The sequence below is a fragment of the Leptolyngbya sp. CCNP1308 genome, from assembly GCF_034932455.1.
Lineage (GTDB): Bacteria > Cyanobacteriota > Cyanobacteriia > Phormidesmidales > Phormidesmidaceae > Nodosilinea.
On record NZ_JAYGIH010000004.1, the window covers coordinates 14,186 to 26,495 of the forward strand.

General features: G+C 46.7%; 8 protein-coding genes. 4 read left to right on the forward strand and 4 right to left on the reverse strand.

Going from position 1 to position 12,310, the window contains the following annotated elements:
- Positions 1 to 158: 158 nt before the first annotated feature.
- Positions 159 to 2,639 carry a tetratricopeptide repeat protein gene (locus tag VB780_RS03150; protein ID WP_323349683.1) on the forward strand — a complete coding sequence of 827 codons (2,481 nt, stop codon included), beginning with the start codon at positions 159 to 161 and terminating at the stop codon, positions 2,637 to 2,639.
- Here the strand turns inward: VB780_RS03150 and VB780_RS03155 are convergent.
- Positions 2,636 to 4,687 carry a CHAT domain-containing protein gene (locus VB780_RS03155; protein WP_323349684.1) on the reverse strand — a complete coding sequence of 684 codons (2,052 nt, stop codon included), beginning with the start codon at positions 4,685 to 4,687 and terminating at the stop codon, positions 2,636 to 2,638. The genes VB780_RS03150 and VB780_RS03155 overlap by 4 nt on opposite strands.
- Before the next feature lie 443 nt (positions 4,688 to 5,130).
- Between VB780_RS03155 and VB780_RS03160 the strand changes: the two genes are divergently transcribed.
- Positions 5,131 to 5,340 carry a hypothetical protein gene (locus tag VB780_RS03160; protein WP_323349685.1) on the forward strand — a complete coding sequence of 70 codons (210 nt, stop codon included), beginning with the start codon at positions 5,131 to 5,133 and terminating at the stop codon, positions 5,338 to 5,340.
- 510 nt (positions 5,341 to 5,850) lie between these two features.
- Here the strand turns inward: VB780_RS03160 and VB780_RS03165 are convergent.
- The 3 genes from VB780_RS03165 to VB780_RS03175 form a co-directional block, all read right to left on the reverse strand.
- Entirely contained in the window at positions 5,851 to 6,345 is a 495-nt protein-coding gene (locus tag VB780_RS03165) for a hypothetical protein (RefSeq protein ID WP_323349686.1), read from the reverse strand.
- Between the two features lie 63 nt (positions 6,346 to 6,408).
- Positions 6,409 to 7,275 carry a hypothetical protein gene (locus tag VB780_RS03170; RefSeq protein WP_323349687.1) on the reverse strand — a complete coding sequence of 289 codons (867 nt, stop codon included), beginning with the start codon at positions 7,273 to 7,275 and terminating at the stop codon, positions 6,409 to 6,411.
- Between the two features lie 38 nt (positions 7,276 to 7,313).
- Entirely contained in the window at positions 7,314 to 8,711 is a 1,398-nt protein-coding gene (locus VB780_RS03175) for an NACHT domain-containing protein (RefSeq protein WP_323349688.1), read from the reverse strand.
- A 159-nt stretch (positions 8,712 to 8,870) separates the two neighbouring features.
- Here VB780_RS03175 and VB780_RS03180 point away from each other — a divergent pair, with 159 nt between their 5' ends.
- Positions 8,871 to 10,058, forward strand: coding sequence for a hypothetical protein (locus VB780_RS03180; protein ID WP_323349689.1), 1,188 nt, complete (start codon positions 8,871 to 8,873; stop codon positions 10,056 to 10,058).
- A gap of 40 nt (positions 10,059 to 10,098) precedes the next feature.
- Positions 10,099 to 12,303 carry an ATP-binding protein gene (locus VB780_RS03185; RefSeq protein ID WP_323349690.1) on the forward strand — a complete coding sequence of 735 codons (2,205 nt, stop codon included), beginning with the start codon at positions 10,099 to 10,101 and terminating at the stop codon, positions 12,301 to 12,303.
- Positions 12,304 to 12,310: the final 7 nt, after the last annotated feature.

Consider the following 12,310-nt stretch of genomic DNA (forward strand, 5'->3'; position numbering starts at 1 on the left):
GCGAATTTGGGGTTTCTCAAGGGATCGAACAAAGGCAATGGATTTCAGCCGCTATTTTGACGGTCTGAGCTGTCCGTCATGAGACTCAAAATAGTTTCTGCACCACCAGGGTAGAGTAGGTATGATTGTGAAGACCTAATCGACGTTTGCCAAAAGATATGCCTCAAGACCTCACGACTATCATTCAACGTGTTGCGGGCACATCCCTTACTCTTCAACAGCAACAGCAATTATTAGAGGCAATTCAATCAGGACAAGCCACTCTGGCAACGGGCGATCGCGCATTGACCGTGGGCGGCAATGCCGACAATGCCGTACTGATCACAGGAGATCGCAATATCGTCGGCGACCGTAACATCATCTTTGAGGGTGCTGATGCTGAAGTTATCCGTCAATATCTCCTGCCCTCACGAGTGGGGATTCCAGAAAACTTGCCTCGCAGTGGGGTTGTTCAATTTGTAGGACGAGCTGCTGAGCTAAGTCAACTCCATCAGCAATTACAGGGAAGTCAGCAATCAGCAGTGTTTGCCATCAGCGGGATGGGCGGCGTTGGCAAAACGGAATTGGCTTTGCAATATGCCCATGCTTACAAGCATCTGTATCAGGGCGGTGCTTGCTGGCTTCAGGCTAAAGGCACTGATATCGGGACTCAAATTGTGCAGTTTGCGCGATCGCGGTTGGAGCTTAACCCATCCGAAGACCTGAAAATCTTAGAGCAAGTGGGACACTGCTGGACCTATTGGCCCGAAGGGGATGTTCTGGTGGTGATTGATGATGTTATTGATTATGACGCTATTAAAAACTATCTTCCCGCTGGTAAATCTCGATTTAAGGTATTGCTCACGACTCGATTAAGATTAGGAGCTTCAATCCAGAAGCTGACCGTTGAGGTACTGGAAGAAACAGAAGCCTTGGCTATGTTAGAGGCTCTGATTGGGCCATTGCGAGTGCAGTCGGAGATTGACGATGCTTTCAAGATTTACCAGTGGCTAGGGGGATTACCCCTGGGTCTGGAATTAGTGGGGCGGTATCTTAACCTCAAAGAGGATCTCCCTTTAGCGAAGATGTTTCAGCGATTGCAGAAGAAGCGCCTTGACTCTCCAGCGATCGCTGATCCAGATGATGAAGAAATGACAGCTCGGTTAGGGGTTGCCAACGCCTTTGATTTGAGTTGGGAAATGCTTGATGAAACATCTCAAGAGCTCGCATACCTGCTATGTTTATTTGCTCCGGCATTGATACCCTGGCATCTGGTGGAATTATGTCTGCCAAACGAAGATGAAGAAGACTTAGAAGATCTGCGTGATCAATCGCTTGTCAAATTGCATCTCATTCAGCGTAAGAGGAGCGGTGGCTATCAACTCCACCAGCTGATTCGTGAGTTTTTGCAAGACAAAGCAGAGCTCGTGTCCCAGGCAGAAACACTGAAATACACGTTAGCGAAAACCTTGGCGGCAGCGGCGAGCAAAATTCCCGAATCACCTACGCGATCACTCATCCTAGAACTAGATCCAGTAATTCCTCATATCGAAGAGGTAGCGGCATGCTTCTGCGATTGCCTTGAAGAAGATGATCTAATTCAACCGTTCAAGGGGCTTGGTCATTATTACGAAGGGCAAGGTTTCTACAGTAAGAAAGAAGAGTGGTACCGACGATGCTTAGAAACGGCCCAAAAGCGGTTTGGCGATAAGCATCCACAGGTCGCGATGAGCCTAAATGGGATAGCTTCGGCTTGTCGTGCCCAAGGTCGATATTCTGAGGCCCAGCCTTTTTGCGAAAAGGGATTAACCATGCGGGGTGAACTGTTTGGCGATGAACATAATGAAGTCGCAGATAGTCTCAATAGCTTGGGGCTGTTACTAACCGAAAAAGGCGATTACTCAGAAGCTGAGCCGATTTACCTTAAGGCGTTAGCAATTCGACAAAAACAATTGCCTGCCGACCATCCTGACCTCGCCGATAGCTTAGACAATTTGGGTTTGCTGTATAACAACCTGCACCGCTATGAAGAAGCGGAACCGTTACTGCGTCAGGCATTAGATATTCGACAAAACGCCTTGGGCAAAACGCATCCTCGGGTGGCTACCAGCTTGAATAACTTGGCCTGCTGTCTGTCTGGTCAGGGAAAGCTAGAAGAGGCCAAAGCGGAATATCTCGCAGCCTTAGAGCTATATAAACAAGTTGTGGGTGAAGAGCATCCTGAAATTGCCATAACCTCAACTAATTTGGCTTTCGTCTACTATCGTCAGGATCAGTTTTCTCAAGCAGAGGATTTGCTGCGTGACGCTTTGAAAGTTAATCAGCGCATTTTGGGTGAAGAACATCCAAATGTGGTAAATAATTTGAATAGTCTGGCCATCCTTCATGATGTTCAAGGTCGTATTGATGAAGCTGAAGTGCTGTATTTGAAAGTATTAGGAAAGTGGAAGCAGCTTTTCTCTGACAAACATCCTAATGTAGCAACCTGTCTTAGCAATCTCGCTAAGTTTTACTGGTTGCAGAAACGTTTGAATGATGCTGAACCGCTTTATTTGCAGGCAATTAATATTTTTGAGCAGAGCTTAGGAAAGTCTCATGATAGAACCCAATCAGTGCGTAACGACTATCAATCCATGATTCAAGAACGGGATGCGACTTAGTCTTCTTGTGAGACTTCGATCAAAGTAAAACCAGCCCAGTTGATAGGGTCTTTGTATTTTTCATTAGACTTAATCTCTTGCATGGCTTTACGTAGTGCCCCTGCCGGATCAATAGAGTCTTCGTAAATAGATTGGCGATACATTTCGGCATAATAAACGCGCATCAACTCCTGGGTTGGCTTATCCGGTACTGACCATAAGGAGACAACCACTCGCGAAGCACCTGCTGCGCCTAGTGAAAAGGGTAAACCTAGAATCGTGCTCTCCCCAGAGATTCCTCTCGCAGTGTTACAGGCACTTAGCACCACTAATTCCGCATCTAATTCCAAACCGAGCAGTTCACTCGCTCTAAGTAAGCCATCATCTCTGCCCTCTGGTGTTAGGGCAATAGCTCCTGGAAGCAAGTCGTCCGCTAGCTTACTAAAATATTCCGTTGCATGGGCTCCATATCCATATTCATCCTCAATAATTTTGCCCAGGTCAGCATTTGTTAACGCGAGGTTACGGCTATCTAAAATGCCATGGGTTGCTAAATGAATCACGGAAGCATTAGCCATTTTCTGGCGTACTGCTGCTTTAGTTGCTATTCCGGTCAGGGGTTCGGACGCAAACAAGCGAGAAATCACATTCACCTCTGTTTGTGCTCCAGGCAGGGATGGCAATTTCTGTGGAGCATCATTCTCAGTCCGTTGAACAGTCGGCATATCTGGGTTGCCTACGAACAAGATGGCATCTTCCTTAGGAAACTCATTTAACGTTCTTGCAGACTGGCTCAGCGTCTTGAAGTTAGGCGCGACTCGAATGGTGTATTGGTCAATTAAGTAGTCGCCGAATTCATTCTGGAGGGCCGCAAATGGCACTCCGAATAACGGTCCTTGAGGAATGAAGACAACATGACTATCAATTGCCGGATCTGAATTGGGAGCCGGAAAATATTCATCAATCGGCGCAATGATCGATCTATAGAGACCTTTCAATGTTTGCGTTTGCTCATCCTCAGTCATAATAGATACTGCGGTATCAGTGTCACTCGATCTAAGATCGCCGCGTTTCCAAACGATGGCGCCCGCACCACCGTCGCCGCGATCTACGTTTGAGGAAGCTGCTTGTCGAGTCCTATCAACTTGTTCTGAAATGATTTCTGTAGGAGCTATAGGCAAAATCTTAAACTCAGGATTTCTTGCATTGGGTCTCACCACCCAAGCATAAATTTCGCGGTCATTGATGAGCGAGTAGTAAACAATAGTAGAGTTTTGCTCGTTTGCAATTTTCTTAATATCAGCCACACTCACTCGGTCTGGAATAGCAGGTTCTGAAAGTCCTGCACCTGCATTCAACAAAGGTGAGATGCGAACATATTCAAACTCGCGGCTCAGTTCGGCAATCTCTAATGCTTGATTGCGATCACCATTGACTACAAGTATTTGTTGCAGCAGTTTGATACTGTTACTGGTCGTGCGGTGTGCCCGTTCAGCATTCTCTTGTAATCGGGCACGAATATCTCCGTCTTTAAATAATTCTGGAAAATCTTCTTCAGAAAGTGTCGATTCTCCGAAAAATAATTGCTCTGTTGATTGCAGTAAAGGGAGGGTTACAATTCTTGCAAACCAAAAGTTTACTTGACAAAGCCCTCTGAATAACCAACCGATCAAAGGAACGTCAGACGGTGCATCACAAGGACGCTCACCTTCGTGCTCAACCCCTTCATACTTTGGATCCGGTTCAGTTTTAGGAAAGCTGGGATCTACCGATCTAGATATGACCCATCTGAGCTTTGCCTCAGAAGCTGCATAATCCCCTGCCTGAAAATCGCTCTTAGCATCGCGATAAAGTTTCTCCAGCTCATCAACTTGTTCTACAAGCTCTTCAAAAATCTGTTCTGCTTCTTGAGTTTTATCAGAACCAGTGTCCATATCAGTTTGAGCATCTGCTTGAGCCATATCAAAGCTCCTGGCGTTAGATTCCGTGAGTCCTGGAGCTCCGGAAACAAGTGCTAAAGCCGTGACGAGGCTAATCAGATAATGAGCTTTTCTAAATTGACGATTCATTGCCGCAAGTAAATTGGTGATTTGAGAATAGCCTTCTTTAAAGGCTTGGGTTAAGATAAATCCCTGGCCAAGAGCTGGTCATGAGCCGCCACGAATAAGTCATGTGGTTCACACTGCCATCTCATACCTATCTTCCTGCCAAATTCTCTTAACTTTACACCGTAAGCTGATCTCTGTAGAAAAATTCTTGTTATGACCCACGGCCATGATTGACTATTTATGGTGATTTGTGTGCTGCGCGAATGAATGGGCATACAGGGCTATCTTCTAAATGAATCGATTCAACTCAATGGCTAATTAGGGTGGGCCAGTGTGCCGAGCCACAGTTATCTCTACCAGTGATAGTCAGAGTTACCCAGGCTTTGTATCAGGTACTGGTAGATCTACCACTCCACGCTTACCCCGACAAAGCTTAGCATTTGCGATTGCTTAATGATAAAGTAGTGGCTCAGCAACCCATCCTGACCGGTTTGGAGTGGTTAAAGGCTCAAGCGAAGGTAGATCCAGAAGCCGTTGTGACTGTATACTGCCTTGGGCATGGTTGGATTGGTGCGGCAAGTGGCCACTACTACCTCATTCCCACGATTTTGATTCCTATGACTGAGCCCAAAGACCGCATCCAGTACATGCAGTATTCGGAGCAAGGGATTTAAGAGCTAGACCAATAAATCCGCAGTGTATCTTCCGCTAATCTAGGGGGCTTTCCCGAAGATAAGTAGGCCGCTCTAAATAAACGTAGTTCTGTCATGTCGAGCCGAGCGGAGCGAAGTCGAGACATCTCGGTCGTTGGCAGAGTCCGAGATTCCTTCCTTCGGTCGGAATGACATCGTTTAATTACGACACTCTACTTATCGACCTCTACAACAAAATCCGTTAGTAATTACCTTGCCTAACTAATAAAGTTGTTGTAGATTAAACTCGAAAAACCTCGAAATTCCTTCCAAACAAGGCTTTCAGTCCTTATTGGCTGAAAGCTCCGAAAATATTTTTTGGCAAGGCTTTCAGCATTTTTGAATTGCATTTCACAACATGTCTCACATCCTTAAAAACTTGAATATCCTCACAGCTACAACTCAAAGTGAGTCTGGGTTTAAAAAATTGATGCTGTCAAGAAAAATGAATGATTGGCTGAATGACAATTCACAAAAACTTTATTCTTCTTATTATGAATACCATGCTTTATAAAAACTTTTAAAGTCTAGAAAATCAGAAATATTCCATAAACCTTTGTAGCAAGCTAAAGCTGGTTCCTGAGTGCCGATACTGATAAGTGCTCTCTTCTTCTGATCCTTTTCTGGCAGGGATTCTATACATCTCTTCAGTGAGGTTACTAAATTAGGGTATGACTCATTTGGGACTGAGGGTAGGAAATCATGAAGAACCAGCTCTAGGCACCATGCAGCTTTCTTCTGGTTTCTTTCGTCCTGAGTATCAGCTACAATATTGATTAATTTTTCAATAATTTCTAGCCGCTTCAAGTTTAAGCTTAACCCTATCACTGACAATCTTTCAGCCAGATCTTTTTCTAGAATTTCACGATTGGTTCGAAGATTTGAAGTGTCGATACCTGTATTTTGAATTCCTAATTTATATAAGCCTTCTGAAATTTCATGTCTGCGTGATTGGAGCCAATTATTCTGAGATAAGAACTGAATCATAGCAATAGCTTGTTCATTGTCAGGATCGAATTTGAGAATACTAAAGGAAGCGGATAAAGCTAACTATAGCTGAGGTGGAAGCAAAACAGTAGTTTTTTCTAGAAATTGTGGCTGTATAAAATTTTCAAGATTCTGTATTACTTTTTCCTTTTGTATTTCTGCATATCTTAGAGCTTGTGCAGCAGGAATTGCCAAAGTAGCATCTATTCCCTGACTATATAAAATTTGAATTAAACCATCTATAGCCATTACGTTCGTAGAATCAATTTCTAATAAACTACAAAGCGCATCACAGCGGGTATCTTTGAACTCGGTTGTTAGAGCCAAGTATTCTAAAGCGTTTACTACTCTAGAATCACTACATTTCAGTTCTCCTACTAATTTGGCTGCATCGTGTTGAAGGTGAACATTTTCACATCTCAAAAACACTGAAAATGTTTCGGCTAGCACTGAGCACGGTATTTCTTTAAGAAGGTTCCTGGCGGAATTAGCGGTGGGGTTATTAAATGTTTCTATTTGGCTGATCGACAGATTTAGAATCCAGTCAGTTACTTCTTGCTTTTTGCTAAAAGATTGAAACTCTACAAGGCTAGAGGCTGCTAATAGTTTGGCACGAAATCTATAAAAGTCTGGCTTGCCAAATCCATCGTCAAAATTCATCAATGCACCCAATAGTTCTTCTTTCAGTGAGTTGGAGATGTGTTGATTTCCTAGCCATAATAAAAATACTTCCCGCCATGGCTGTTCAAAGGCAAAATAACTGGCATCCGGTTGAAGAGGATTGCCAGGAATATGATTGAGAAAGAAATGCCAGTCATAAATCGCTAAGCTTGCAAAATACTCTTGAAATGTAGGATGGAAAAAGGCATAGACCGCCGTTCTTCTATTTTCTTCTTCTACTCCGATTTTATTAAGCCACCCTAAACTCAACGCAAGTTGAAAAAGCGAACCTTCCTCGTCAGGTTCACCTAAAAACTGACAGACAAAATCATGCCGTAGCCGAAACCGCGTTCCCTCCTGGCTGATCGCTTCCCGGCCAACTCCCCCAACGCCGCATTCAACCGCCGCCGCTGCGCTGCCATCGTCGGAAACCGCTCTCGCTTCCACTCATAAAAATCCGCCACAAACTGCTCATACAACCCCGCCTTCGTCTCCGGTAGCGTTCCCTCTCCCAAATACCAGTTGAAACACAACAGCGTCAGCCGCAACGGATTCTTCACCAAATCCCGCAGCCGTTCCTTCCCCGGTTGCCTCAACGCCCCACACAACCGTTCTGCCTGCCCCACCTGCGCCTCCGGCAGCGCCGCAAACCACTGCCCCACAAACTGCTCTACTTGTCCCGGATACGCAAACTCCAACGTCCGATAAACGTCAAACGTATCTAGCGCATGACGATCTCCATCCCATAGATTCAACCGACAAGTCAACACAATCCGCGCCTGCGTCAACAACCCCCCCAACCGCGCCTGCCGCTCCATCTCACCCAACGGATTACCCGCCACCACCGGCATTTCATCCACCCCATCCAGCAATAGCCACACATGCCCTGCCCGAAACTGTGCTGCCAACGCATCCTTCACCAGCGTTGAAGCCTCCGCCTGTCCCTGCTGCTGCACCATCGCTGGCAACCATTGCTCCAGTAAATAATCTTCCAGTGATCGCCCCTGCAAATCCGCCAAAGATACCCAAATTGAGATCGCCCCTGCAATTTTTTCAGACACCCAGCGGGCCATCTGCTGCAACAGTGTCGTCTTGCCCGCTCCCGGCTCCCCAATCACCGCAATCCGTCGTCCCCCACTCCGAGGACTCTGCCCCCGCCGCAACACCTGCTCCAGAAAGTCCTCATGCTCAAACTTCCGGGTAATCTCCGTTTCCTCATACAGCAACGAGCCTTGTTCCGGCGACACATCCTCCCTCCGCCGCGACACTTTCTTGCGTTCCACCAACCCCAGCGGCACATACACCTGCTCTGTCCGATAAGCGATGCCCTCGTTACGGGTGAGTGGATTTGAAGTCAACCGCTCAATCTGGTGCTCCAGGAGTATGCGGCTAACCTTTGGCCAGTCAATCTCAATTTTGGGCTTCAGAATTTCCTGGAGGAGAGATCTCAACATCTCAGCTCCATCTCCCTGGTAGTCACGTTCCCCAACTCTCAATCCATTTGCCTGAAACACAATGTTGAGAATGTGATTGCCATCGCCAGTAGTGATTGTGGCTCCATCTGCGCTTTGGTTGATGGCTACCGACTGCGAACCGGGAGCTACCGCCCCAAGCCGTAATTGTTGTAGCTGTAACCAGTCGGCGTCATCCGGATGACCATTGAGGATGCGATCTATTGAGGCAAGCAACTCTTCAGGAACAGACATGGCTTAGGATGGTAAACATACTTAGGAAGAAAACTGAAATACTTACCTCAGGAACTATGCACTGACATCTAGTATGGTAGAACTCTCTAAATAATGGCATTTGATTAAAGAAACCCTCTGTAAAGAAATCTGCCAGTAATCCCCCTGTAGAACCGGTTTATGGAGTCAAACGTTCAGCAGTCAGGTAAATATGGAATCAACCTGGGCGAAGGTCAAGGAGATATTCATATTGGCGATCGCATTTACCAGATCGACCAAGAAACCTTACGAAGCATCATCCGAGATGAACTGTGGACGAACGAATACAGCCGTGAAGCCGAAATCGTGAAGACCCTCCTCCGTGAAGAACTGCGCCTATTTCAGAAGGAGTACGGCACAACCGTTGGTTTAGGACTGAACGCATTATCTGACTTGCTGCACAATCCGGAGATTCGTGACTCCGTAATCACCTTCCGTGCTGACTTTCGAACTGCGCGTGAGAAGATTGCTATCGTGGCAAAACTCAAAGAACTCCATGATTTGCTCCACAATGTCGAGGTCGTTTGTTACGAACCGCTTGCGAAGGAGGCTAAACAATTTCCAGAAGATGAAATTGCCGTCGGAGATTGTGCTGTGTACCATATGCGCCTCCAAAACTACACCGTAAAAATCCAAGCTGTCTGCCAGCAAATCGACCACAGTGTCAGTACTGCTCAATGGCCTAGTGATTTACAAAGCGCTGAAAAAAGCTTAGGTGAGGCGATCGCTGCTTTAGATCCGCAGAGACTTAGGCACGCTATCTATCAACTAAAACGAATCATCGCGAGCCAACCCTCCCGGCTCAATACCCAACTGAATCAAGCTGCACGCGCCTTACGACTATCCAAATTGATTGAATCAATGTTCGTCATTCAACAGAAGCTCTTTGACCTGTGTCCAGAATCTGACAAAGTTCGCGATTTCGAATTGAGTATTGCTGCCCTGGCTGACTTGGCAAACCGCTTGGCTGTACTGGTTGTCAGTCACGACTATTGGCAAGCCATTGATATCGATCTGAGGCTGATTGAAACCACCATCGGCTACAGCTTCATGGAACTTGAAGTGGCTTGGCCTGATCTAAAAGCAAGAGTTAAACCCTTCTTTGATGAGCATCAAGATGACTGGACTACGTGGTTTCAAAGCCACACTCAAAATTTGGAATCGGCGATGAGGGAAGACAACCCGGCTAGAATCCGCAGTTGCTTCCATCTGTACCGTAGCCAAGCTTTAAATCGTTTCTATCGAGTGGACACCAATTTGAAGCTACTATTTGATGAACTCAGTAAAGTGGGTGAGCATTTAGCAGGTGTTTTGAACGCATTGAGCTAAACACTGGAGTTTATTACACTCTCTTGAGCCTCTCCAAGTTATGGTTGCCGAAAAAAAGTGCTTTCCCTCCCTTCTATCGTTGCGAGTAACCCATAGTGAGTTACTCAAACAGCATCAGGTTCGAGGCGATGAGCCCGAAACCCTGAAGTTGATTGAGTCTTTTATCACCAAGGGCAAGGCAACAGGGGCGATCATTGATAACGAAGAGGAACGCTGGCTCGCTCAAGGATTTCTTGACTACTGGTCGGCCATTCTGTACCGAGCGGGTCATGAGCCTCCAGAAGCAACGCTGAGTAATTTTGAGCCTCAGCTAGCTCCCAGCCCAGATGATAGTCAATGCCCCTATATCGGCTTAAAACCCTATCGGGAGGCAGAGAACGCCCTGTTTTGTGGTCGTAAATCTCTGGTCAGACAGTTGCTACAAACCTCTGATAGAGAGCGCTTGCTGCTAGTTACCGGCTCTTCGGGTGTTGGTAAAACATCAGTCGTTTTTGGAGGATTTCTGCCGAAACTCCGAGCACGCACACTACCCAATCGGCATTCCTGGCTCGACTATTCTTGGATGGCACCGGGTAGTCGCCCATTTGAGGCACTCGCTCGACTGCTATGCCCTAAGCGGGTAGACAAGGAGCCATTAGTCTCTCGTTTGACTCAGTATCTGCAGCAAGACCCGAGTCACTTAAGACAAGTTTTGGATCGGATAGGTCAAGGCAAACCTGCCGTTTTGGTGATCGACCAATTTGAAGAACTCTTGACCCTGTGTGATGACATCACCACTCGGCAGATTTTCGTTGATAGCTTGCTACAACTGATTCAGACCCCTGAGCCCCAATATACCGTCATCATCATTCTTCAGTCTGAATACGAGTCACGACTAGTCGAATTTCCTAAGTTGGCGTCAGCCTGTAAGTCGGTTCGTATCCCTGTAATGTCTCCAGGTGCTCTTGAATTACACACTATGATTACCAAGCCAGCCGATTTGGTAGGGCTGAAGTTTGAAGCGGGAGTCGTGGATGCCTTGGTGCAAGATATCCTGCGTGAACCCGAGTGCCTACCACTACTACAGGTGATTTTGGCCGGACTGTGGGAAAAGCGCGATCGCAACCGAATCACTTGGCAACATTATCGAGAGGTAGGACGTGGTCGTCATGCCCTGGTGCAGCAGGCTGAAAAGTGTTTTGCGGAACTATCCCTCGATGAGCAAGTGATCGCTCGACAGATCATGTTGGGGCTTGTGCAGTTGGGTAATGGAATGAACCTGGTTAAGCGGCGTATTCCTTGCCGGTTGCTTGCTGAAATTGCTATGGACGTTCAAGTAACAAGGCCTCTCCAGACTGGCAGTCGAGTTCAGAACATTGAGCATCCTGATATTGTGACCACAGCCACCAGCAATGAACCGGAGGGCAACCCTGAAATAGCACAGCAGCTCATGGACGCGTTGCTCACGTCATCCGAACCGCCCCCTGTCGTACAGCAGCGCTTTAAAGGGTTGCTGCACGAGAGAATAACAACGGACAGCGAGCGCCAGCCGCCGCTCTTTCCTTGGGAAACCGCTTTAGTAGAATATCCAATCGACCTTTCTGAAACGGTTCCACAGCCTTGGTTGACGCAATTGCGATCGCTGCGGCTTCCCACAGCTTTACCTGAACAAATTTTGTCTGAATTACTGGAACGCTGTCAGGAATTACTTTCAGAGTCACTCAAGCCTGGGGTCCAATTGGTAAAAGCTGTAGAAAGTTTGTTTCCTGCTCAGGCTCAGGCAATGAATCAGGTTGCCGGAGCTGTATTGGCGGCCAATGTACCAACCCGTGGAGCGACAACTCGAATAACAGACAGCTTAAAGGCAACTTTCCCAAAAGGGTATGAAGGAGCCAGCCCCCAGCAGCAAATGGCTTTAACCATGCTTGTCGCCAAAGACATCCTGGATAATCTGACCCTGACTCTGTCAACAGATAAGCCCTCTGTTCAACGTGAATGGCTAACGACGCAAGGAAAACTCCGTCTCAAAGCCATGCTTGTAGGGGGGAATCGGCTAAGGGTATTAGGACAGCTTCCCTCCGAAGGCTCAATTCGCATTCATGATGGTGACCAGGATGGGTTTGCTCAACGCGATTCGCCAGGGCTGCTTTTGGTTGAATTGAATCATTCTCAAGCCAATCAAAGCTATCCAATTGAGGTGACTTTAACTGACCTGGATAAGGCATCTCTTATATTTTCAGTTTCTGTTCTATCCAGTCAGTCTTAACTAGGAT

What these genes read in the sequence shown, in the direction of transcription:
- VB780_RS03150 (WP_323349683.1), top strand. Translation starts at nt 159, where the DNA reads ATGCCTCAAGACCTCACGACTATCATTCAACGTGTTGCGGGCACATCC.
- VB780_RS03155 (WP_323349684.1), bottom strand. Translation starts at nt 4,687, where the DNA reads ATGAATCGTCAATTTAGAAAAGCTCATTATCTGATTAGCCTCGTCACG.
- VB780_RS03165 (WP_323349686.1), bottom strand. Translation starts at nt 6,345, where the DNA reads ATGATTCAGTTCTTATCTCAGAATAATTGGCTCCAATCACGCAGACAT.
- VB780_RS03175 (WP_323349688.1), bottom strand. Translation starts at nt 8,711, where the DNA reads ATGTCTGTTCCTGAAGAGTTGCTTGCCTCAATAGATCGCATCCTCAAT.
- VB780_RS03180 (WP_323349689.1), top strand. Translation starts at nt 8,871, where the DNA reads ATGGAGTCAAACGTTCAGCAGTCAGGTAAATATGGAATCAACCTGGGC.
- VB780_RS03185 (WP_323349690.1), top strand. Translation starts at nt 10,099, where the DNA reads ATGGTTGCCGAAAAAAAGTGCTTTCCCTCCCTTCTATCGTTGCGAGTA.